At 58.3% G+C, this 21,539-nt stretch carries 23 protein-coding genes; 21 read left to right on the top strand and 2 right to left on the bottom strand.

Going from position 1 to position 21,539, the window contains the following annotated elements; all coding sequences use genetic code 11:
• Positions 1-28: 28 nt before the first annotated feature.
• The gene (locus tag LC298_RS13060; protein WP_223385662.1) at positions 29-280 is read left to right on the top strand and encodes a hypothetical protein; all 252 of its coding nucleotides are present in this window, start codon (positions 29-31) and stop codon (positions 278-280) included.
• 131 nt (positions 281-411) lie between these two features.
• Here the strand turns inward: LC298_RS13060 and LC298_RS13055 are convergent, their stop codons facing one another.
• Positions 412-1,038, bottom strand: a complete 627-nt coding sequence (locus tag LC298_RS13055; RefSeq protein WP_131570014.1) for a MarC family protein — start codon at positions 1,036-1,038, stop codon at positions 412-414.
• A 270-nt stretch (positions 1,039-1,308) separates the two neighbouring features.
• On the opposite strand from LC298_RS13055, the gene gyrA reads away from it, so the two are divergent.
• The 8 genes from gyrA (at position 1,309) to tgt (ending at position 9,406) form a co-directional block, all read left to right on the top strand.
• Complete coding sequence (gene gyrA, locus LC298_RS13050; protein WP_223385661.1) at positions 1,309-4,110, top strand: DNA gyrase subunit A; 2,802 nt, start codon at positions 1,309-1,311, stop codon at positions 4,108-4,110.
• Positions 4,111-4,228: 118 nt separating this feature from the next.
• Positions 4,229-4,798: a LysE family translocator gene (locus LC298_RS13045; protein ID WP_131570017.1), complete on the top strand. Its 570-nt coding sequence runs from the start codon at positions 4,229-4,231 to the stop codon at positions 4,796-4,798.
• A 209-nt stretch (positions 4,799-5,007) separates the two neighbouring features.
• On the top strand, positions 5,008-5,424 hold the full coding sequence (locus LC298_RS13040; protein WP_131570019.1) for a hypothetical protein: 417 nt from the start codon (positions 5,008-5,010) through the stop codon (positions 5,422-5,424).
• Positions 5,425-5,490: 66 nt separating this feature from the next.
• Positions 5,491-5,985, top strand: coding sequence for a pantetheine-phosphate adenylyltransferase (coaD, locus tag LC298_RS13035; protein ID WP_131570021.1), 495 nt, complete (start codon positions 5,491-5,493; stop codon positions 5,983-5,985).
• A 27-nt stretch (positions 5,986-6,012) separates the two neighbouring features.
• On the top strand, positions 6,013-6,612 hold the full coding sequence (locus tag LC298_RS13030; protein WP_428977561.1) for a peptidylprolyl isomerase: 600 nt from the start codon (positions 6,013-6,015) through the stop codon (positions 6,610-6,612).
• 38 nt (positions 6,613-6,650) lie between these two features.
• Positions 6,651-7,157: a peptidylprolyl isomerase gene (locus LC298_RS13025; RefSeq protein ID WP_131570281.1), complete on the top strand. Its 507-nt coding sequence runs from the start codon at positions 6,651-6,653 to the stop codon at positions 7,155-7,157.
• Positions 7,158-7,187: 30 nt separating this feature from the next.
• Positions 7,188-8,273 carry a tRNA preQ1(34) S-adenosylmethionine ribosyltransferase-isomerase QueA gene (queA, locus tag LC298_RS13020; RefSeq protein ID WP_131570023.1) on the top strand — a complete coding sequence of 362 codons (1,086 nt, stop codon included), beginning with the start codon at positions 7,188-7,190 and terminating at the stop codon, positions 8,271-8,273.
• Positions 8,270-9,406: a tRNA guanosine(34) transglycosylase Tgt gene (tgt, locus tag LC298_RS13015; protein ID WP_131570025.1), complete on the top strand. Its 1,137-nt coding sequence runs from the start codon at positions 8,270-8,272 to the stop codon at positions 9,404-9,406. The genes queA and tgt overlap by 4 nt, the downstream gene beginning before the upstream one ends.
• A 9-nt stretch (positions 9,407-9,415) precedes the next feature.
• On the opposite strand, the gene LC298_RS13010 is transcribed toward tgt, so the two are convergent.
• Entirely contained in the window at positions 9,416-9,841 is a 426-nt protein-coding gene (locus LC298_RS13010) for a DUF4864 domain-containing protein (protein WP_131570027.1), read from the bottom strand.
• Positions 9,842-9,935: 94 nt separating this feature from the next.
• Between LC298_RS13010 and LC298_RS13005 the strand changes: the two genes are divergently transcribed.
• From LC298_RS13005 to lipA, 12 genes are all read left to right on the top strand, one after another.
• Positions 9,936-10,844 carry a VOC family protein gene (locus LC298_RS13005; protein ID WP_131570029.1) on the top strand — a complete coding sequence of 303 codons (909 nt, stop codon included), beginning with the start codon at positions 9,936-9,938 and terminating at the stop codon, positions 10,842-10,844.
• Positions 10,844-11,707, top strand: coding sequence for a 3-deoxy-8-phosphooctulonate synthase (kdsA, locus tag LC298_RS13000; protein ID WP_131570031.1), 864 nt, complete (start codon positions 10,844-10,846; stop codon positions 11,705-11,707). The genes LC298_RS13005 and kdsA overlap by 1 nt, the downstream gene beginning before the upstream one ends.
• Before the next feature lie 139 nt (positions 11,708-11,846).
• Positions 11,847-13,121, top strand: coding sequence for a phosphopyruvate hydratase (gene eno / locus LC298_RS12995; RefSeq protein WP_131570033.1), 1,275 nt, complete (start codon positions 11,847-11,849; stop codon positions 13,119-13,121).
• Positions 13,122-13,208: 87 nt separating this feature from the next.
• Positions 13,209-13,529, top strand: a complete 321-nt coding sequence (locus LC298_RS12990; protein WP_131570035.1) for an FtsB family cell division protein — start codon at positions 13,209-13,211, stop codon at positions 13,527-13,529.
• Positions 13,530-13,663: 134 nt separating this feature from the next.
• Positions 13,664-14,704 (top strand): pyruvate dehydrogenase (acetyl-transferring) E1 component subunit alpha, encoded by a 1,041-nt coding sequence (gene pdhA, locus LC298_RS12985; protein ID WP_131570037.1) that lies wholly within the window; start codon positions 13,664-13,666, stop codon positions 14,702-14,704.
• Between the two features lie 12 nt (positions 14,705-14,716).
• Positions 14,717-16,129, top strand: a complete 1,413-nt coding sequence (locus LC298_RS12980; protein ID WP_131570039.1) for a pyruvate dehydrogenase complex E1 component subunit beta — start codon at positions 14,717-14,719, stop codon at positions 16,127-16,129.
• Between the two features lie 12 nt (positions 16,130-16,141).
• Complete coding sequence (locus LC298_RS12975) at positions 16,142-17,530, top strand: pyruvate dehydrogenase complex dihydrolipoamide acetyltransferase (protein WP_131570041.1); 1,389 nt, start codon at positions 16,142-16,144, stop codon at positions 17,528-17,530.
• A 10-nt stretch (positions 17,531-17,540) separates the two neighbouring features.
• Positions 17,541-18,179, top strand: coding sequence for an SGNH/GDSL hydrolase family protein (locus tag LC298_RS12970; RefSeq protein WP_131570044.1), 639 nt, complete (start codon positions 17,541-17,543; stop codon positions 18,177-18,179).
• A 74-nt stretch (positions 18,180-18,253) separates the two neighbouring features.
• Positions 18,254-18,517 (top strand): HP1242/YdcH family protein, encoded by a 264-nt coding sequence (locus LC298_RS12965; RefSeq protein WP_131570046.1) that lies wholly within the window; start codon positions 18,254-18,256, stop codon positions 18,515-18,517.
• Positions 18,518-18,601: 84 nt separating this feature from the next.
• Positions 18,602-20,047 (top strand): dihydrolipoyl dehydrogenase, encoded by a 1,446-nt coding sequence (gene lpdA, locus LC298_RS12960; protein ID WP_131570048.1) that lies wholly within the window; start codon positions 18,602-18,604, stop codon positions 20,045-20,047.
• Positions 20,048-20,184: 137 nt separating this feature from the next.
• Complete coding sequence (locus LC298_RS12955; protein ID WP_131570050.1) at positions 20,185-20,448, top strand: GlsB/YeaQ/YmgE family stress response membrane protein; 264 nt, start codon at positions 20,185-20,187, stop codon at positions 20,446-20,448.
• A gap of 125 nt (positions 20,449-20,573) precedes the next feature.
• Positions 20,574-21,536 carry a lipoyl synthase gene (gene lipA, locus LC298_RS12950; protein WP_131570052.1) on the top strand — a complete coding sequence of 321 codons (963 nt, stop codon included), beginning with the start codon at positions 20,574-20,576 and terminating at the stop codon, positions 21,534-21,536.
• Positions 21,537-21,539 lie beyond the last annotated feature (3 nt).

Genomic DNA, 21,539 nt, shown 5'->3' with positions numbered 1-21,539 from the left:
GCGCGGGCGAGCGGGATACGGGGTCGACTTGACGGCATTCCATGTCGCCGTCGTGAGCTTGTTCGCGATCTTCATTTCACTGACGCAGATATTTGCCGGCGAAGCCGACGTTACCGACGTCGTGGCACACCTATCGGAGGGCGGTTCGTGGCGCTTCGACGTCACCGTACGGCATGACGATGAAGGTTGGGATCATTATGCCGATCGATGGGACGTGGTTGGACCGGATGGCACAATATTGGGAAAGCGCGTGCTAGCGCATCCGCATGTCACCGAATAGCCCTGCATACGGACGCTCGATGGCGTTCGCATTCCCGATAATATCGACACCGTTACCCTGCGGGCGCAGGACAGCGTCCACGGGTTGGGTTGCGCGTCGGTGGCGGTGGACCTCCAGTTGCTTCGCTAGGTCTACGCCTCAATCAAGGCCTTGATGCCATCGGCGACGAACTGGACAGCCAGCGCCGACAGTATGACCCCGAGCAGGCGGGTCAATACGGTCCGTCCGGTTTCGCCAAGCAGCCCGTCAACCCGTTCCGCGATCAGGAAGACGCCGTACGTCACGACAATTATACCGAAGATGATTGCGATCAGTGCCGTGCGCTGAATCGGTTCATTGAAGTCCCCCGACAAGAGGATCGTGGCCGATATCGCTCCTGGACCGGCCAGCAAGGGAATTGCCAGGGGAAATACCGATACGCTGTGGATCTCGTCCTGCGTGATGGCCCGCTTAGCCGTGTTCTCGTGGCGTTCCTGACGACGCTCGAATACCATCTCGAACGCGATCCAGAACAATAGAAGACCGCCCGCGACCCGGAAGGCCGGCAGGGTGATACCGAAAAGCGAGAGGATCAGCGTCCCCGCCAGCGCGAAGACTACGAACACGCCGAAAGCGATCGTCGTTGCCCGAAACGCAACTTGGCGGCGCTCGGTGCGATTCATGCCGGTTGTCACCGCGAGAAACAGAGGCGCCAGTCCGGGCGGATCGATTGTCACAAACAGCGTGACCACAGCGTTGACGAGGAGATCATAATTCATGCCGCTGCCTAGCAGTGTCAGGCTGTTGCCAGCAAGCGCGAATCTCTGTGTCTTGCGCTGGAAATCCGGTAAATTTCCGCCTATATCCGGCCTGTATTTCCGGGAGAACCGGTTTTGTCTCGAAAAGGTATTCGGCCTGCCACGAACACCCGAGTCTCGATCCGCCGGAAAATCGTTGGAAAGGCTAGGGAAACAACTCCAAAATTCGCTTTTGACGGACCATTCCGCTAGTCTCAACCCCGTGATTCTCAACAAAAAAGAATAAGATCCTTGAGCGACGAAACACCTATTGATGGTTCCGGCAGCGGGTCCGGGATCGAGCCGATTTCCATTTTGGAAGAAATGCAACGGTCCTATCTCGATTACGCGATGAGCGTAATCGTCAGCCGGGCGCTGCCTGACGTACGCGATGGTCTGAAACCCGTTCACCGACGGATTCTCTATGCGATGCAGGTCGGCGGATTTCACTGGAATCGCAAATATGTGAAGTCTTCACGCATCGTCGGCGACGTGATGGGTAAATATCACCCGCATGGCGACTCGGCGATCTATGACGCGATGGTGCGCATGGCGCAGGACTGGTCCCTGCGTGTGCCGCTGGTTGACGGACAGGGCAACTTTGGCTCGATCGATGGCGATCCGCCGGCGGCCATGCGGTATACCGAGTCCCGACTGGACAAAGTCGCGCACGAACTTCTTGAAGACATCGACAAAGAAACGGTCGATTTCCAGGACAATTACGACGCCTCCGAACGAGAGCCAGTGGTTCTTCCTGCCCGGTTTCCAAACCTTCTGGTCAACGGGTCGGGGGGCATCGCCGTCGGAATGGCGACGAACATACCGCCGCACAACCTTTCCGAGGTTGTCGACGGATGTATCGCACTGATCGACAATCCAGCGATCGGCCTTCCCCAGATGATGGAAATCGTGCCAGGTCCCGATTTTCCGACCGGTGGCATCATTCTCGGACGTGCAGGAATCCGGTCGGCGTACGAGACGGGGCGCGGTTCGATTGTCATGCGCGGGCGCGCATCGATCGAGAAAATCCGCAATGAGCGCGAAGCGGTTGTCATCACCGAAGTCCCCTATCAGGTGAACAAGGCGGGGATGATCGAGAAAATGGCCGATTTGGTGCGCGAGAAGCGCATCGAGGGCATTTCCGATATTCGGGATGAATCCGACCGCCAAGGTTACCGCGTCGTGGTTGAGTTGAAGAGGGATGCGGTTGCTGACGTCGTCTTGAACCAACTCTATCGCTATACCCCGCTGCAGACTTCCTTCGGCGCCAACATGGTTGCGCTGAACGGTGGCAAGCCGGAGCAGATGAATCTGCTCGATATGCTGCGCGCATTCGTCGCCTTCCGCGAAGTGGTCGTCAGCCGCAGGACAAAGTTCCTTCTGCGCAAGGCACGGGAGCGGGCGCATGTCCTGGTCGGCCTTGCGATCGCGGTCGCGAATATTGATGAGGTTATCCATCTCATCCGCAATGCGCCGGACCCGGCGACAGCCCGCGAACAGTTGATGGATCGCAGGTGGCCTGCAATGGATGTTGCGCCGTTGATCGCGCTAATCGACGATCCACGTCACGGCATTGATCCTGACGATAACACTTACAAATTGTCCGAGGAGCAAGCGCGAGCAATTCTTGATCTGCGACTGCAGCGCCTTACCGGGCTGGGTCGCGACGAGATCGCTGACGAGTTGAACAAGATCGGCGCGGAAATCCGCGACTTTCTCGACATTCTGTCCTCTCGCGCACGGATCCAGGGCATCGTGAAAGACGAGCTGATCGCGGTGCGCGACGAGTTCGGCACGCCAAGGCGCACGGAACTGGGCGAGGGCGGTCCGGACATGGACGATGAGGATCTCATCGCCCGCGAGGACATGGTCGTTACATTCAGTCACGAGGGCTACATCAAGCGCGTACCGCTTCAGACCTACCGGGCACAGCGGCGTGGCGGCAAGGGCCGATCGGGCATGTCTACCAAGGACGAGGATTTCGTGACGCGCCTCTTCGTGGCAAATACCCACACGCCGATCCTGTTTTTCTCCTCGCGAGGCATCGTCTACAAGGAGAAGGTCTGGCGGCTGCCGATCGGCACGCCTCAGTCGCGCGGCAAGTTCCTGCGCAACATGCTGCCGCTCGAGGCCAACGAGCGCATCACGACAATCATGCCCCTTCCGGAAGACGAGGAGAGTTGGTCAGAGCTGGACGTCATGTTCACAACGACCAACGGAACCGTTCGGCGAAACAAGCTGTCCGACTTCGTCCAGGTAAACCGCAACGGCAAAATCGCGATGAAACTGGATGATGAAGGCTCCGAAATCCTGAACGTCGCGACGTGCTCGGAAAGCGATGACGTGCTGCTGACCACTGCGTTGGGGCAGTGCATCCGCTTTCCGGTCACCGGTATCCGGGTCTTTGCGGGCCGAAACTCGGTGGGCGTTCGGGGTATCTCCCTGGCTGAAGGTGATCGCGTTATCTCCATGGCAATTCTGGGGCACAGCAACGCGTCAGCCGACGAGCGCAACGCTTATCTGCGCCAGGCCTCGGCCCTTCGACGGCAGGGCGACTCTGAAACAGAGGAGGTTGCCCCCTCGGATGAAGCCACGGAGGAGGCGGTGGAAGCCGGCTTTGTGCTTTCCGACGACCGGTTCGCCGAAATGGCGCAGCGCGAGCAGTTTGTTCTGACGGTAAGCGAGTTCGGGTACGGCAAGCGTTCGTCGTCCTATGACTTCCGGGTTTCTGGACGAGGCGGCAAGGGAATCCGGGCGACCGATACCTCGAAGGCCGCGGAGATCGGCCCACTGGTTTCGACATTTCCGGTTGAGGATGCAGATCAAATCATGCTCGTCGCAAATTCCGGCCAGGTCATCCGGGTTCCTGTCGAAGGTATCCGGTTCGCATCCCGTGCCACCAAAGGCGTGACAATTTTCAACACGGCTGAAGGGGAGCGTGTAGTCTCGGTGGAGCGCATTCGCGAGCCAGACGATAATGGTGATGAGGATTTCCGGAACGGAGATTCTGAAATTCCCGATACAGAAGGTCCGGGCGAGCCCGATAAGGAGTGACAAGAACGCTTTCGACATGCTTTGGTTTTGCGACCTTGCATTTTAGGGATGCGCCTCGCCATGATCGAGCCCACCGCATGGATCGCCTTTGCATTCGCAAGCTTTCTGATCGTTCATCGTGCCGGGGCCATCGGTTACGGTAATCATAGCCAACTCGCTGCGGTCCGGCAGTCGCGCGGGGCTGATGAACGTTGCAGGCACACAGGCCGGTCTCTTCACCATGATTGCCATTCTGGCGGTCGGTCTCAATACCGTAGTCGCGCTTGTCGGTGAAGCGTTCGTCTATCTCAAGATCGCCGGCGCGCTCTATCTCATATGGCTCGGAATCCGGATGTGGCGTTCTGACGGCGCGCTTGGGGAGGTGCATCCAGCAGTGCCCGTGCGGTCGGCGCAAGGCTACTTCTGGCAGGGTTTCATTATCATCTGGTCCAACCCCAAGGCATTATTTCTGTTCGGCGCCTTCATTCCCCAGTTCGTATCGACAGCCGGTCATCCGGCTCTCCAGACGGTCCTTCTTGGATTGACGTTCGCAGTTGTCGCAACTGTGTTTGACAGTCTTTACGCATTTGCGGCCGGGCACACGGGCGGGTGGCTGAACCGGCGCAATATCAGACTGGTGGAAAGGATCTCGGGCAGTTGCCTGATCGGCGGGGGGCTCTGGATGCTCGCCTCACGGCGAATAGGTTAGGATTTATTTGGCCGAGGCCTGCTTGGGCAACAGAGCCGGGATGGCGAAGGCCGCAGTGGCGATCATCATGGTCATGGCGAAAATGGCAATCATGTTCGGACTCTCCATTTTTTGGCGTTTCGATATGACCCCATGTCAGCAATGAGGGATGTGCGATCTTTCACACCGTGTCATTGTTTACAGGGAGCAATATGAACGGGAGATGACACATGCGGCCCTTCACGAACCACCTATTGGTTTTGTCTTCCGCACTCTCGCTGATTCTTGCATTCAACTCGTATGCTCGTGCGACCGGCGACATATTGTGCACAGCGACCGACGGGTCGGGCGCTTCGATCAACATTGGCATCGGCAGGCTTCCTGTTCTTGCGATTATCAGCGCAACGGCGACCGATGGCGCTGAGACCTGGTCAACAAGCGCAAGCGGGAGCGAACGGCCGTTCATTGTCGGCCAGGGATTTATGGACGACCGGCAAGTGCTGGTGGATTTCACCGATCCGAATGTCGAAGGTATCGTTGTTTCGCTGAGGCTTTTTCAGTCGTCTGGCGACAAGTCGTTCGCCGAGGCCGGCGTTCTTTCTTTCGAAGACGTCTCCGTGTTCCCGGTGCAGTGCGAGAACGGTTGATCGTATAATGTTCCGTTGACCCCAACGGCTTTCGCGAACGGAGAAACTGCGATACAGGCATTGCCCATGTCTGAACACGTCGCGATCTATGGCGGGTCATTCGACCCTATCACCAACGGGCATCTCGATGTCCTAAGAGGCACGCTGTCGATCTTCGACCGGGCAGTGGTCGCCATCGGTACGCATCCCGGCAAAAAGGGGCTTTTCGACTTCGGAGAGCGCGAGAGGTTAATCCGACAAGTAATTGAAGATGAAGGCATAAAGGCTTCAGCAGTTGAGATCATCAGTTTCGATGGACTGCTTGTCGACGCCGCCCGAAAGTGCGGGGTGAAGGCTATCGTGCGTGGTCTGCGGGATGGGACGGACCTCGATTACGAAATGCAGATGGCCGGCATGAACGAGATGATGGCGCCGGAGTTGCAGACAGTCTTCCTACCGGCAAGTCCATCGGTTCGTACAATTACCGCCACATTAGTGCGTCAGATCGCGTCCATGGGCGGCGACACGACGTCATTCGTGCCGGCAGCAGTTCAGCGCGCCCTCACGAACAAGTTCGACTGAACCAATTTATTCACCGAGGAATTTTCCATGAACCTGACGAAGCGCGTCTTTATGACTTTGGCTGCGGCCGTTGTCGGCTTTTCGTTGGCGGTTCCGATAACGACCGCACAAGAGACCGATCCCGAGAACACGATGGTGATTTCACTTTCCAGCGGTGAAGTCGTCGTCAAGCTCCGTCCCGACTTGGCCCCGAAGCATGTCGAGCAGATCAAGACGCTGGTTCGTGACGGGGCATACGACAATGTCGCATTTCATCGCGTGATACCCGGTTTCATGGCACAGACGGGCGACGTGAAATTCGGCGATATGGAAGATGGCTTCGCGCCTCGCCGGGCCGGAACTGGAGGTTCGGACCTGCCTGACCTCCGAGCAGAATTTACCGGCGAACCGTTTGTGCGTGGTGTTGTCGGCATGGCGCGTTCGCAGGATCCCAACTCCGCGAATTCCCAATTCTTCATCATGTTTGACGACGGGGAATTCCTCAACGGTCAATATACAGTTGTCGGCGAGGTCGTCAGCGGCATGGAAAATGTCGATAAAATCAAGAAGGGGACACAGGCCGACAATGGCGCGGTTGCGGATCCGGATCGCATGATGAAGGTTGTCATTGCGGCGGACACGCAATAAGTGGCGCGGGCATGACAAAACTGGAAGGGCGCGATCTCATGGCTAACGACGATCCGGAAAACACCATCGTGATGGAGACAACCAAAGGAACTGTGGTCATAGAGCTTCGGCCCGACCTTGCTCCCAATCACGTCGACCGGATCAAGGACCTGGCGCGCGCCGGGGAATATGACGGTGTCGTGTTTCATAGGGTGATCGATGGATTCATGGCACAGACGGGCGACGTGCGCTTCGGCGGCCAGAACTCCAAGAGCTTCGATCCCTCACGCGCCGGCATGGGCGGTTCGTCCAAGCCGGACCTCAAGGCCGAATTCAACGATGAAAATCATTCCCGCGGAACCTGCTCCATGGCCCGCGCGCAGAGCCCAAATTCGGCCAATTCGCAGTTCTTCATCTGCTTTGAGGACGCATCTTTTCTGGACAAGCAATACACGGTCTGGGGCAAGGTCGTCGAAGGCATGGACAATGTCGATCAGATCAAGCGCGGTGAGCCCGTCAAAGATCCGGACTCGATCGTGTCGATGAAAGTTGCCGCAGACCTCTGACCTTCGGCGCAGACCCGCAAGAAGACTTCCATGCGCGTCGACTCCTTTGATTTCGAGCTCCCGGATGAGCGGATTGCCGTTCGACCGGCGGTTCCTCGCGATTCGGCACGCATGCTGGTTGTAAAGCCGGGCGAGGCGCTCTCCGATTCGACGGTCCTGCAAATTCCGGAGCTGCTGCGCGCGGGCGACGTATTGGTCTTCAACGACACCAAGGTGATCCCGGCGCAGCTCGAAGGTGTTCGCACACGGTCGGACGGCGGAACCGCACGGATCGGTGCGACGCTGCACCTGCGAACCGCGCCGGATCGTTGGAAGGCCTTCATTCGCGGCGCGAAGAAGCTCAAGACCGGCGACCGGATAACGTTCGACGCCAGGGAGGCCGCCGAAGACGAAACGCTGGATGGCGTGGTGCATGCGAAAGGAGAGGATGGCGAAGCAGAGATCGCTTTCAATCGAACCGGAGCGGATCTTGATGCGGCACTCGCTGTATTCGGGCATATTCCGTTGCCGCCTTATATCGCCTCGAAACGCGATGATGACGATCGCGACCGGGAGGACTACCAAACGATCTATGCGCGCGAACAAGGTGCGGTCGCCGCGCCGACGGCCGGGTTGCACTTTACGGAGCGTCTGTTCGAGGCGCTCGACCAAGCCGGAATTATCAGGACATTCGTGACGCTGCACGTCGGCGCAGGAACATTTCTTCCCGTTAAAGCTGATGACACGAAAGACCATCGCATGCATGCGGAGATCGGCGAGATCAACACCGAAACGGCGGACATGTTAAACAAAGCTCGGGCGAATGGCGGACGTGTCGTATCGGTGGGCACGACCTCGCTGCGCTTACTTGAAAGCGCGGCTCGTGCCGACGGGTCAGTTGCAGCCTGGGCCGGGCCGACCGATATCTTCATAACTCCGGGCTACCGGTTCAAGGCGGTCGACATTCTAATCACCAATTTCCATCTGCCGCGCTCAACGCTGTTCATGCTTGTCGCCGCATTCAGCGGTCTGGAGACGATGCGCGGGGCGTACCAGCATGCAATCGATGCCAGGTACCGTTTCTATTCCTACGGAGATGCCAGCATGATCTTCCCGGCCACGGACGAGCGGTTGTGAGCCGGGAATTTTCTTTCGAGCTTTTGGGTGAAAATGGCGCAGCCCGGCGCGGCGTCGTCCATACGGCGCGCGGTGACATCCGGACGCCTGCCTTCATGCCGGTCGGTACCTTAGGAACGGTCAAGGCGATGTATCTCGACCAGGTACGCGACGCCGGCGCCGATATCATTCTCGGCAACACCTATCACCTGATGCTGCGGCCGGGGGCTGAACGCGTGGCGCGGCTAGGCGGCCTGCATGAGTTCATCCGCTGGCCGCATCCGATCCTGACAGACTCGGGCGGATTCCAGGTCATGTCGCTGTCGGGACTTCGGACCATGAGCGAAAAAGGCGTGACCTTTCAGTCGCATATCGACGGTTCACGCCACGAAATGACCCCGGAGCGTTCGATTGAAATCCAAGGACTCCTCGGTTCGGACATCCAAATGCAGCTCGACGAGTGCGTGGCACTGCCCGCCGACCCGGATGCCATCCGTAGGGCTATGGAACTTTCGGTTCGCTGGGCGGAGCGGTGTAAGACCGCTTTCGGCAATCAGCCATCGCGGGCGATGTTCGGTATCGTCCAGGGGGGAGACGACGCGCGCTTGCGTGAGACCTCCGCCAAGGCCCTCACCGCGCTCGACCTGAAAGGCTATGCTATCGGCGGACTTGCTGTGGGCGAGCCGCAAGACGTCATGCTCGCCGTTCTCGATGCCACCTGTCCATTGCTGCCCGGCGATAAACCACGTTATCTCATGGGAGTGGGGACACCGCAGGATATTCTGCGCTCCGTCGCGCGGGGCATCGACATGTTCGATTGCGTGATGCCGACCCGTTCGGGACGTCACGGGCTGGCGTTCACGCGGCGCGGGCGCGTCAATCTGAAGAATGCTCGTCACGCCGAAGATCTTCGCCCACTGGATGAAGAGTCCGATTGCCCGGCAGCGCGCGATTATTCCCGCGCCTATCTTCATCATCTCGTGCGATCCGGCGAGGCGTTGGGGGGCATGTTGCTGAGCTGGAACAACGTTGCGTATTATCAACAACTCATGCAGGGCATTCGGGAGGCGATCGAGGCGGAAAATTTCCCGGAGTTTTCCGCACGAACGGAGAGCGAATGGGAACGCGGCGACCTTCCACCGCTGCCGCTGTGATCGGCTGCCTCAGGTCATTCCCGCTGCGCCCCTGCGCAGACTAACCCCATCGACCTTCCACGTTCCATCCTCCTGGCGCTCCATGAAATAGACCGCAGTGTGGTCGCTGCCGTCCGGCGCACGGATCAGGACCTCCCAGACGAGACGTCCGTCGGCGAGCTGCTCGGTGCGTCCGAATGCATAATTTCCAGGTCGCAGAACAGGCAGGTAACCACGCTTAACCATCGACATGAAGCCCTCCAGCGAGGGATAAATGCGTTTGATATCGGGAGAGGCATAAGAGTACGCCTCGTCGAAATTGCCGGAAAGAAAGGCCTCAAGTTGGCGCGTGATGACGTCTTGCGCTTCTGCTTGACTGTTGACTTGCGCGACCGCGCCGATCGCAAAAAAAAACAGCGCGAACGCAGTTGAGATCAGTCCTGATGCTTTGGGCATGGGTTCTCCTACACCAGGTCTTAAGGTGGGCGGCGAGCGGCGTGCGGCAACCAACGCTTGAACGAATATGGCAATTCGTGCACATCACGCCACCATGTCAGACTCTGCGAACTCAGTGCACCCCGTACGGACGATCGACCACGTCGTCCTCCCCGCCGTCGACCTCGAAACGGCGCGTAACCGTTTGACCGCGCTTGGATTCACGGTTGCACCCGATGGGCGGCACCCGTTCGGAACGGAAAACGCCTGCGTCTATTTCCCGGACGGAACGTTTCTGGAGCCGCTTGCCGTCGCACAGCGCGAGGACTGCGAGGCGTCTGCCCGCGAAGGCAATGTTTTCACCGCGCGCGACCAGGCATTTCGTTTCCGCAATGGCGAGGACGGCTTTTCAGCGGTCGCCTTCGCAACCGAAGACGCCAAGGGTGACCACGACATATTTGCGAGATCGGGTGTCTCGGCCGGTGAATTGCTCGCTTTCTCCCGCGCAGTAGTGACCCGCAAGGGGGAGGCTGGTCAGGCGAGGTTCCTGTTGGCATTTGCCGCCGATCTCCGCAGTCCCGATGCGTTCTTTTTTACCTGCGAGCGCCTCAAAGTCCCGGAGGTCGACTACACAGCGTTGGAAACCCACCCAAACGGTGCGACAAGATTGGTCGAGGTCGTGCTGAGTGAGCAAAATCCCACAGATTTTCAGTATTTTCTTCAGTGTGTCAGCGGCAACAGGACGACAGAAGCGCATTCTTTCGGACTGGAAGTTGAAACTTCGAGACGCAAACTGAATGTGATGACACCGGAAGGCCTGAGGGTGCACTTCGGGGTTTCGCGGAAGAGCGTCGAACGAGGATTGCGGTTCGAGGGGCTTGTGCTGAGCGTTCCGTCATTGGACGCCGCGAAGCGCGTACTCGACGAAAATGAGGTTTCTTACCGATCGTCGAGCATCGATATCATCGTTGATGTCGCGCCGGGACAGGGCAGCTTTATCGCTTTCAGGGAGCACAAAGGCTGATGAACACCGCAACGAATGGCGGACCTTTTCCCGCCAACAGCGTCGTTCAAGCCGGCGATGTCAGCTTTTCCAACGCCGCCCCGCTGGCGCTGATCGCCGGACCCTGCCAGATGGAAAGCCGGGATCATGCCTTTGACATTGCCGGCGCATTGAACGAGATGTGCGGCAAGGCTGGCATCGGACTGGTGTACAAGTCATCCTTCGACAAGGCGAACCGTACCTCCCTGTCCGGCAAACGCGGCCTTGGGCTTGAGCAGTCACTGCCGGTGTTTGCAGATATCAGGAGCCAACTCGGCCTGCCGGTGCTGACCGACATTCATAAGGAGGAGCAGTGCGCATCAGTTGCCGAAGTCGTGGACATCTTGCAGATTCCGGCCTTCCTCTGTCGTCAGACCGATCTCCTGCTGGCCGCCGGCCGCACCGGCCGGGTAGTCAATGTGAAAAAAGGGCAATTTCTTGCGCCTTGGGACATGGAAAATGTGCTCGCCAAGATCATCGATAGCGGCAACCCGAACGTCCTCCTGACAGAGCGCGGAACTTCGTTCGGCTATAACACTCTGGTTTCGGACATGCGCTCCTTGCCAACCATGGCTGGGTTCGGGGCGCCGGTGATTTTCGACGCGACCCATTCCGTTCAGCAGCCCGGAGGACGGGGCGGATCGAGCGGCGGCGATCGCCGATTTGTCGAAACGCTCGCTCGCGCCGCCGTTGCCGTAGGTGTGGCTGGCGTGTTCATCGAAACCCATCAGGATCCCGACCATGCTCCGTCTGATGGACCCAACATGGTGCACCTCGCCGACATGCCACGTCTCATTGATACGCTGAGGGCGTTCGACGAGGTCGCCAAACGATCCAGCCCCTGATCGATCCCCGCGCGGCAAGCATGGCGAATTTGGTCGGTCGCAATCATTACGGATGAATTTGTCATGCGAGTCGGTTTCACTTTTCAAGAGGCTCCGCTAAGGCAACCACCGTAACATTTTCCCGAGCAGGAGTTTTCGCATGAGTGCAATCGTTGACATCATTGGCCGTCAGATTTTCGACAGCCGCGGCAATCCGACCGTTGAAGTGGACGTGGTGCTCGATGATGGAACGATGGGGAGGGCGGCAGTGCCATCCGGTGCCTCAACGGGCGCCCATGAAGCTGTTGAGCTGCGGGATGGTGGCGACCGCTACAAGGGCAAGGGTGTCAGCAAGGCCGTGGACGCGGTCAATGGTGCGATCTTCGATGCCATTGGCGGGATGGACGCGACACAACAGTCGAAAATCGATGCGACCATGATTGAACTCGACGGGACACCGAATAAGGCTTCACTGGGCGCAAACGCGATCCTCGGCGTCTCCCTCGCTGTGGCCAAGGCAGCCGCTCTTTATTGTGGCATGCCTCTCTACCGCTACGTCGGCGGAACCAACGCGCACATTCTTCCCGTGCCGATGATGAACATCATTAATGGTGGGGCGCATGCGGACAATCCGATCGATATCCAGGAATTCATGATAATGCCGGTCGGGGCGGAGAGCCTGACCGATGCAGTACGAATGGGCAGCGAGATATTCCACACGCTGAAATCCGCACTCAACAAGGCGGGCCACAATACCGGCGTCGGTGACGAAGGCGGATTTGCTCCTAATCTGCGTTCAACCAACGAAGCGCTAGACTTCATCATGTCGGCCGTTTCATCGGCGGGTTTTACGCCCGGCGAGGACGTCCGGCTGGCACTCGATTGCGCCGCTTCGGAGTATTACAGGAAGGGCAGATACGAACTTTCAGGAGAGGGAAAATCCTTATCATCGGAAGAAAACGCCGCATATCTTGAAGAACTTGTGAACAATTATCCGATCATTTCCATCGAAGACGGGATGCACGAGGATGACTGGGACGGCTGGAAAATCCTGACCGAAAAGATCGGTTCGAAATGCCAATTGGTAGGCGACGATCTGTTCGTAACGAACACGGCGCGGTTGCGTGACGGCATCAAGATGGGTGTTGGAAATTCAATTCTCGTGAAAGTCAACCAGATCGGCTCGCTGACCGAAACGCTGGATGCTGTCGAAACCGCACACAAGGCGGGATACACTGCAGTGATGTCCCACAGGTCCGGCGAAACCGAAGACGCGACGATCGCTGATCTCGCGGTGGCTACAAACTGCGGACAAATAAAGACGGGTTCTCTCGCACGTTCGGATCGGCTTGCGAAATACAACCAGCTCATCCGTATTGAGGAAGAACTTGGTAGGCTAGCGCACTACGCCGGGCCCGGAATCCTGCGCGCGTGACGACACGGCAGTGAATTGCTGCGCCCTGTTCAGAGCCGCTTAACCAAGAGCCCCTAAGGTCCCGGAGGACCTTTTGGGGGCTTTTCAATGTGGACCCGTCACCATAGACGCTCGCCTCTGCGCCACCTGCTGCTGCCAGTGTTTGCTTTTGGCGTTCTTGCCTATTTCAGCCATCATGCAGTGAATGGCTCGCTGGGCCTCGCCTCGCAGCAACGCTACACGGAGGAAATTACGCAGCTCAGTTCCGAGTTGCAGATGCTAGAAAAGCGTCGTAGTGAATTGGAAAAGAAGACAGCCATGCTGCGCGACGGTTCGCTGGAGCGTGACATGATAGACGAGCAGGCGCGTCGTTTGCTCGGACTTACACGGTCGTCCGAGATAGTAATCTTGCACGACGGCGCCACTTAACTGAATTTTGGTTAATCGCTATTCACTGATATTTTTGAGTGAGTTACGGCATGGCTGTCATGCTGTTTTTCATGTTGCCAACACGTTTCCTTACGCTACCCTATGGCAAATAACAAAAGCTAGGGAGTGAACGTATGGCTACGCGAGCCAAAAAGGCCCCTGCCGGTTCGGCGAAGGGGAAATCCGGCGCATCCCTGACAGCCCCGCCTCCGGCAGAGTTCGAGAAGGATGAAGAACTCAAAGCTTATCGTGACATGCTGCTCATCCGGCGCTTCGAGGAAAAGGCCGGCCAGCTTTATGGCATGGGGTTCATTGGTGGATTCTGTCACCTCTATATCGGTCAGGAAGCAGTCGTCACGGGCATGCAAATGGCGATGATCGAAGGCGATCAGGTCATCACTGCATATCGAGACCATGGCCACATGCTCGCGACCGGGATGGAGTCTCGCGGGGTTATGGCGGAGCTGACGGGGCGGCGCGGCGGCTATTCCAAAGGGAAGGGCGGCTCGATGCACATGTTCTCGAAGGAGAAGCACTTCTACGGCGGCCACGGGATCGTTGGCGCCCAAGTGTCGCTTGGCACGGGGCTAGCCTTCGCCAACCGCTACCGAGAGAACGGCAATGTTTCGTGCACATATTTCGGCGATGGCGCAGCCAACCAGGGGCAGGTCTACGAAAGTTTCAACATGGCGGCGCTATGGAAGCTTCCGGTCGTCTATGTCGTCGAGAACAACCGCTATGCGATGGGGACTTCGGTGACTCGCTCGTCGGCGCAAACTGACTTCTCGCAACGCGGTGCTTCCTTCTCAATTCCGGGCTTCCAGGTGGACGGGATGGATGTACGGGCCGTGAAATCGGCCGCTGAGGTGGCGTTGGAATATGCGCGATCGGGGAAAGGACCTGTCATCCTGGAGATGCAAACATACCGTTATCGCGGACACTCGATGTCAGATCCGGCGAAATACCGTTCCAAGGACGAGGTCCAGAAGATGCGCTCGGAACACGATCCAATCGAGCAGGTGAAGGCGCGCATTATCGAGAAGAAATTTGCTGATGAGAATGCCTTGAAGGCCATCGACAAGGAGGTTCGCGAGATCGTGAGTGACGCGGCCGAATTTGCCCAGACAAACCCAGAGCCGGACGTTTCCGAGCTCTACACAGACATCTTGCTTTAAGGGAGAGCGGACATGCCGATCGATATTCTCATGCCTGCGCTCTCACCGACCATGGAAGAAGGAAACCTGGCCAAGTGGTTGAAAAAAGAGGGGGATTCTGTGACATCCGGCGATGTAATCGCCGAAATCGAAACCGACAAGGCCACGATGGAAGTGGAAGCCGTCGATGAAGGAGTGATTGGAAAAATCCTCATCGCCGAGGGTGCTGAAGGCGTGAAGGTCAATACCCGTATCGCGGTGCTGCTTCAGGACGGCGAAAGCGCCGATGATATCGACGCCGAATCTGCAAAGGCGGACGGCGGTGCCAAGGGGGAAGAAGCCAAAGCGGAAACGCCGGCCGATGAGATGGAAAGCCGCAAAGTGCCTGCAGAGGGAAAGGTCCATCCCGAACCGGAAGCAATAGACGTCGGAAGCGATCCGGACATTCCGGAGGGGACCGAGATGGTGCCGACGACGGTACGCGAGGCGTTGCGCGACGCGATGGCGGAAGAAATGCGGCGCGATGGCGATGTCTTCATCATGGGTGAGGAGGTTGCCGAATACCAGGGCGCCTACAAGATCACTCAGGGTTTGCTAGACGAGTTCGGTGCGAAGCGCGTGGTCGATACACCGATCACTGAGCACGGTTTTGCCGGCGTGGGGGTCGGTGCGGCGATGACAGGCCTCCGTCCGATCGTGGAGTTCATGACTTTCAATTTCGCGATGCAGGCAATCGACCAAATCATCAACTCTGCCGCCAAGACGCTGTATATGTCTGGTGGCCAGATGGGCGCGCCGATGGTGTTCCGGGGCCCGAACGGCGCGGCTGCTCGCGTTGCCGCGCAGCACAGCCAGGATTATGCCGCATGGTATAGCCATGTGCCGGGCCTGAAGGTCATCCAGCCGTATACGGCGGCGGATGCAAAGGGCCTTCTCAAGGCCGCCATCCGCGATCCGAACCCGGTCATTTTCCTCGAGAACGAGATCCTGTACGGGCAGACCTTCGACGTGCCGAAAATGGACGACTTCGTTCTGCCGATCGGCAAGGCGCGCATTCATCGCAAGGGCGGCGACTGCACGATCGTGTCATTCGGAATCGGCATGACCTACGCCATCAAGGCCGCAGAGGAGTTGGCGGGCCTGGGGATCGAATGCGAGGTCATCGATCTTCGCACAATCCGGCCGATGGACCTGCCTTCCGTAATCGCCAGCGTGAAAAAGACCGGCCGACTTGTCACGGTAGAGGAGGGCTTTCCGCAATGTTCCGTCGGTGACTACATCTCTAATCAGGTTCAGCGGCAGGCATTCGATTATCTGGACGCGCCGGTGATCACCATCGCGGGCAAGGATGTGCCGATGCCGTATGCCGCGAATCTGGAAAAGCTGGCGCTGCCGAATGTCGGCGAGGTCATCGACGCGGTCAAAGCGGTTACCTATTCCGCCTAAGGGGAGAGCATTATGCCGATCAATATTACGATGCCCGCGCTTTCCCCAACGATGGAGGAGGGCAATCTCGCCAAGTGGCTCGTCAAGGAGGGAGACACGGTTTCTTCGGGCGATGTGATCGCCGAGATCGAGACCGACAAAGCGACAATGGAAGTGGAAGCGGTTGATGAGGGCACCGTTGCCAAGATACTGGTCGCGGAGGGTGCGGAAGGCGTGAAGGTGAACGAGGTCATCGCGATCCTCGCCGGCGAGGGCGAGGATGTTAGCGATGCCGCAGCAGCCGGCGGTGGAAACGGGGCAGCCATACCCGAGACCGCCAAGGCCGAAACATCGGAAGCGAAAAAAGCGCCACCCGCCGCCGAAGCAACGCCCAAGCCGGCCGAAAAGGCTACGGACACGGGTGCAGCCCACGGCAAGCCGGTTCCGGACGACGTGAGGGCTGGTCCGGTGCCAACGAAGGAGGGAGAGAAGGTCTTTGCGTCGCCGCTTGCGCGCCGGATCGCGAAAGCAGAAGGCGTCGACATTACCGCGATGAAGGGGTCCGGCCCGAAAGGCCGGATCGTCAAGCGCGATGTCGAGGCTGCGATTGCGGATGGCGGCGCAAAAGCGCCAGCCGCGGCAGCCAAAGCGGAAGCGGCACTCGCACCGGCGCTTGCCACGGGACCATCGACAGACGCAGTCCTCAAATTGTTCGAGGAGGGCTCCTACGAACTCGTCAAACACGACGCTATGCGCAAGACGATCGCCAAAAGGTTGGTCGAGTCCAAGCAGACGATCCCGCATTTCTACGTCTCGGTCGATTGCGAACTCGACGCGTTGCTGAAGCTTCGCGGCGAGCTCAACTCGGCGGCCCCCAAGAAAGACGACAAGCCGTCGTACAAACTGTCGGTCAACGACATGGTCATCAAGGCGCTTGCGCTGGCGCTGCGCGACTTGCCGGACGCGAATGTTTCCTGGACGGACGAGGCGATGGTCAGGCACAAGCACGCCGATGTCGGCGTCGCCGTCTCGATCCCGGGTGGATTGATCACGCCGATCATTCGGCAGGCAGAGATGAAGCCGCTCTCTGTCATTTCCAACGAGATGAAGGACTTGGGCAAGCGCGCAAAGGAGCGCAAGCTGCAGCCGCAGGAATATCAGGGCGGCACGACGGCGGTTTCCAACATGGGAATGATGGGCGTGAAGGACTTTGCGGCGGTCGTGAATCCGCCCCATGCGACCATTCTCGCGGTAGGCGCTGGCGAGCAGCGTCCGGTGGTGAAGGACGGGGCACTGGCCATCGCTCAGGTGATGACGGTGACGCTCTCGACAGACCATCGCTGCGTCGACGGGGCGCTTGGCGCGGAACTGTTGGCGGCGTTCAAGTCGTATATCGAAAACCCGATGAGCATGCTGGTCTAGGGATGGCGGCGTGAAGACCGTACTGGCCTTTGGCGACTCACTCACCTGGGGGTACGACGCGAAGACACTCGCGCGGCACAAGCGCGAGAACCGCTGGCCTGTTGCGCTGGCTCAGGCGCTTGGCGGAAGGGTGGACGTCGCGGCCGAGGGGTTGAACGGACGCACGACGGCGTTTGACGACTATCTCGGCGAGGCAGACCGAAACGGTGCGCGTGTGCTGCCGACGCTGCTGACAACGCATAAGCCAATCGATCTCGTCATCGTCCTGCTCGGCACAAACGACCTGAAGCCGGCTGTTGCCGGTCAGGCGATCGCCGCGAAACAGGGTATGGCGAAACTGGTCGGTCTCGTTCGGAGACACGACTGGTCGCTCGAGGTCGGCACGCCGGAGATATTGATCGTTGCGCCGCCGCCATTCTGTGAGACCGCCAATCCGGACTTCGCGGCGATGTTCGCCGGGAAGGTCGAGGAGTCGCGCATGCTCGGATCGATGTTTGGTGACCTCGCGGACGAACTGGAATGTGGATTCTTCGATGCATCGACTGTGGCGAAAACCACGCCCCTCGACGGAATTCATCTCGACGCAGACAATACCAAGGCGATCGGTAAGGCGCTTGCGCCGGTCGTTTCTCTGATGCTCGGTCTTTAGGTTGATACGGATCAAGGAGGCATGAACAGGCGGTACTAGGCTTGATGAAACACTCGAAAAACGGAGGTTCATTAATGTCTCATGTCCCGCACGAATTGGCAGAGGAATTCCCGGAACTCGTGAGCCATATCCAGCATCTGCGTGAAACGGATGGTCACTTTCACCGGATCACGGACGATTATCACGAAATCAACCGGGAAATTCATCGCGCCGAGACCGATATCGAACCATGCGATGACAGCCGCATGACTGAGATGAGAAAGCGCCGGATGGCGCTGAAAGACGAGATTTACGGGATGCTGATGAAACCCGAGCCCGCCGCCGACGATATCGGCTGAAGGGACACCAGGGCCTACCGCTCCCGCAGCCCATTGGCGGTTCGCGTGGCGACCGCATGAGGACAAGCAAGGAGTGGAAGCCCCATGGCCGAGAATTATGACGTCATCATCATTGGATCCGGCCCGGGCGGTTACGTGACCGCCATTCGTTCCGCACAGCTTGGATTGAAAACCGCGATCGTAGAGCGCGAGCACCTGGGCGGCATCTGCCTAAACTGGGGCTGTATTCCGACCAAGGCGCTTCTCCGCTCCGCGGAGGTGATGGATTACGCTTCTCACGCAAAGAGTTACGGTCTCAAGCTGGAAGGCAGTGTGTCGGCGGACGTGAAGGCGGTCGTCGATCGCTCGCGAGGCGTTTCCGCGCGGTTGAATGGCGGCGTGGGCTTTCTGATGAAGAAGAACAAGGTCGACGTGATTTGGGGTGAGGCCAAGCTCACCGGAAAGGGCAAGATTTCGGTCGGCAAGCCCACCAAGAAGCCAATGGAGCCACAGCATCCCGCGCCGAAGGGCACCAAGGGAGAGGGCGAATACACCGCAAGACACATCATCGTCGCGACGGGCGCGCGCCCGCGAGCATTGCCGGGGATCGAGCCGGACGGAAAGCTGATCTGGACTTACTTCGAAGCGATGGTGCCGAAGGAACTGCCGAAAAAACTGATCGTGATGGGCTCCGGCGCGATCGGCATAGAATTTGCCAGCTTCTACAATTCCATGGGCTGCGACGTCACCGTCGTCGAACTGATGCCGACCGTCATGCCGGTCGAGGATGCGGAGATTTCCGCATTCGCCCGCAAACGCCTTGAAAAACACGGATTGAAAATACACACCGATGCCAAGGTGACCAAAGTCGAAAAAGGTTCCAACTCGGTCAGGGCGACGATCGAGATGAAGGGCGGCAAGACCGAAACGATAGAGGCCGACCGGCTGATATCTGCGGTGGGGGTGCAGGGCAATATCGAAGATCTCGGCCTCGAGGATACTGGCGTCAAGACCGACCGTGGCTGCATAGTGATCGACGGGTACGGCCGAACAAATGTGGATGGCATCTACGCCATAGGCGATGTTGCCGGACCGCCGATGCTCGCCCACAAGGCTGAGCATGAAGGGGTGATCTGCGTCGAGAAAATTGCAGGCGTGCCGGGGGTGCATCCGATAGAAAAAGACAAGATTCCGGGCTGTACCTATTGTCATCCGCAAGTCGCGTCTGTTGGTCTAACGGAAGCGAAGGCGAAGGACTCGGGATATGACGTGCGTGTGGGTCGTTTTCAGTTCGGCGCCAATGGCAAGGCAATTGCGCTTGGCGAGGATCAGGGCCTGATCAAGACAATTTTCGACAAGAAGACGGGCCAATTGCTGGGCGCGCACATGGTGGGGGCCGAAGTCACGGAATTGATCCAGGGCTTTGTGGTGGCCATGAACCTTGAGACAACCGAGGAAGAGTTGATGCACACCGTCTTCCCGCATCCTACTCTCTCTGAAATGATGAAAGAGAGTGTTCTGGATGCCTATGGGCGTGTCTTGAATGCTTGATCGATTTGCTATGCCACGCCGTAGCAAGTTAATTGGTATCTTGGCGCTGGAACCTTTAAACAACTCTGCGCTTTCACTCGATGACGCTTTTTCGTTCTGCGTCATGAAGCGTGAAAAGAGACTTTGGAGACTCGGACATGGAATTGAATGGAGTGGGTTGGCTTGCGGCCATCATAATCGGCGGTCTTGCCGGGTGGCTTGCGGAAAAAGTCATGAAGAGCGACATGGGCTTGCTCATGAACATTCTGCTCGGCATTGCCGGAGCGGTTGTGCTGAACGCGCTGCTTGCTCTTCTAGGTATCGGAATTCTCGGCACCGGCTGGATCGCTTATCTGATCACCGGCTTTATCGGTGCCTGCCTTCTGATTTTTGTTGTTCGGCTCGTGCGCGGGCGCACCTGACTGCCGAAACCTGACTGACATGATTGGCCAGGTGGAAATTCGCATTTCCGCCTGGCCGTTGCTATGTAGCATGCGAGTCTCAACTGTTGATCGCGGCCGGTGGGGCCGATACGCGGACAATTAAGATGGTCACGATACTGGACACTGTACAAACGACGAGGAAGACGCGCCATCCGGAAAAGGCGCATCGGCCCGATCAGCCAGTACATAAGAAGCCGGACTGGATTCGCGTGAAGGCTCCGACCTCCCGCGGCTATTCGGAAACCCAAGCAATCGTCAAATCGCATAACCTTGTGACGGTCTGCGAAGAGGCGGGCTGCCCCAATATCGGCGAATGTTGGGAGAAGAAGCACGCAACATTCATGATCATGGGCGAGATTTGCACACGGGCTTGCGCTTTCTGCAACGTGGCGACCGGCAGGCCGTCAGCTCTCGATGCGGACGAACCGCAAAATGTCGCGCTCGCGGTCCGGCAGATGGGGTTGAAACATGTCGTTATCACCTCAGTCGATCGAGATGATCTCGATGACGGCGGTGCACAACATTTCGTGGAGGTGATCAAGGCAATCCGCAGCGAGTCGCCGGGAACGACCATCGAAATCCTGACGCCTGATTTTCTGCGCAAGGAAAATGCGTTGGAGACGGTCGTTACGGCGAAGCCCGACGTTTTTAACCACAATCTGGAAACGGTTCCCTCCAACTATCTGACCGTACGGCCAGGAGCGCGCTATTTCCATTCGATCCGCCTGCTGCAGCAAGTGAAGGAGATCGACCCAACGATTTTCACCAAATCGGGGATCATGGTCGGCTTGGGCGAGGAGCGCAACGAGATCCTTCAGCTTATGGATGACCTTCGGTCTGCGGATGTCGACTTTCTTACAATTGGGCAGTATCTACAGCCGACGAAGAAGCACCATGCAGTTCTGCGTTTTGTGCCGCCGGAGGAGTTCAAGTCACTGGAGACAATCGCCTACTCGAAGGGCTTTCTTATGGTATCGGCAAGCCCGTTGACCCGATCTTCGCATCATGCCGGCGATGATTTTGCGCGCCTTCGAGAGGCCCGAGCCGCGAAACTGCGGGCAGCTTAGGTC

Source organism: Oricola cellulosilytica (genome assembly GCF_019966575.1).
Taxonomy (GTDB): Bacteria; Pseudomonadota; Alphaproteobacteria; order Rhizobiales; family Rhizobiaceae; genus Oricola; species Oricola cellulosilytica.
Note: the sequence above shows the minus strand (reverse complement) of the source record. Positions and strands in the feature narration are given on the sequence as shown.

Excerpts from the sequence above, each read along its gene's own strand:
- LC298_RS13055 (WP_131570014.1), bottom strand. The coding sequence starts at position 1,038 with ATGAATTATGATCTCCTCGTCAACGCTGTGGTCACGCTGTTTGTGACA.
- LC298_RS13040 (WP_131570019.1), top strand. The coding sequence starts at position 5,008 with ATGCGGCCCTTCACGAACCACCTATTGGTTTTGTCTTCCGCACTCTCG.
- coaD (WP_131570021.1), top strand. The coding sequence starts at position 5,491 with ATGTCTGAACACGTCGCGATCTATGGCGGGTCATTCGACCCTATCACC.
- LC298_RS13030 (WP_428977561.1), top strand. The coding sequence starts at position 6,013 with ATGAACCTGACGAAGCGCGTCTTTATGACTTTGGCTGCGGCCGTTGTC.
- LC298_RS13025 (WP_131570281.1), top strand. The coding sequence starts at position 6,651 with ATGGCTAACGACGATCCGGAAAACACCATCGTGATGGAGACAACCAAA.
- queA (WP_131570023.1), top strand. The coding sequence starts at position 7,188 with ATGCGCGTCGACTCCTTTGATTTCGAGCTCCCGGATGAGCGGATTGCC.
- LC298_RS13010 (WP_131570027.1), bottom strand. The coding sequence starts at position 9,841 with ATGCCCAAAGCATCAGGACTGATCTCAACTGCGTTCGCGCTGTTTTTT.
- LC298_RS13005 (WP_131570029.1), top strand. The coding sequence starts at position 9,936 with ATGTCAGACTCTGCGAACTCAGTGCACCCCGTACGGACGATCGACCAC.
- kdsA (WP_131570031.1), top strand. The coding sequence starts at position 10,844 with ATGAACACCGCAACGAATGGCGGACCTTTTCCCGCCAACAGCGTCGTT.
- eno (WP_131570033.1), top strand. The coding sequence starts at position 11,847 with ATGAGTGCAATCGTTGACATCATTGGCCGTCAGATTTTCGACAGCCGC.
- LC298_RS12990 (WP_131570035.1), top strand. The coding sequence starts at position 13,209 with ATGTGGACCCGTCACCATAGACGCTCGCCTCTGCGCCACCTGCTGCTG.
- pdhA (WP_131570037.1), top strand. The coding sequence starts at position 13,664 with ATGGCTACGCGAGCCAAAAAGGCCCCTGCCGGTTCGGCGAAGGGGAAA.
- LC298_RS12980 (WP_131570039.1), top strand. The coding sequence starts at position 14,717 with ATGCCGATCGATATTCTCATGCCTGCGCTCTCACCGACCATGGAAGAA.
- LC298_RS12975 (WP_131570041.1), top strand. The coding sequence starts at position 16,142 with ATGCCGATCAATATTACGATGCCCGCGCTTTCCCCAACGATGGAGGAG.
- LC298_RS12965 (WP_131570046.1), top strand. The coding sequence starts at position 18,254 with ATGTCTCATGTCCCGCACGAATTGGCAGAGGAATTCCCGGAACTCGTG.
- lpdA (WP_131570048.1), top strand. The coding sequence starts at position 18,602 with ATGGCCGAGAATTATGACGTCATCATCATTGGATCCGGCCCGGGCGGT.
- LC298_RS12955 (WP_131570050.1), top strand. The coding sequence starts at position 20,185 with ATGGAATTGAATGGAGTGGGTTGGCTTGCGGCCATCATAATCGGCGGT.
- lipA (WP_131570052.1), top strand. The coding sequence starts at position 20,574 with ATGGTCACGATACTGGACACTGTACAAACGACGAGGAAGACGCGCCAT.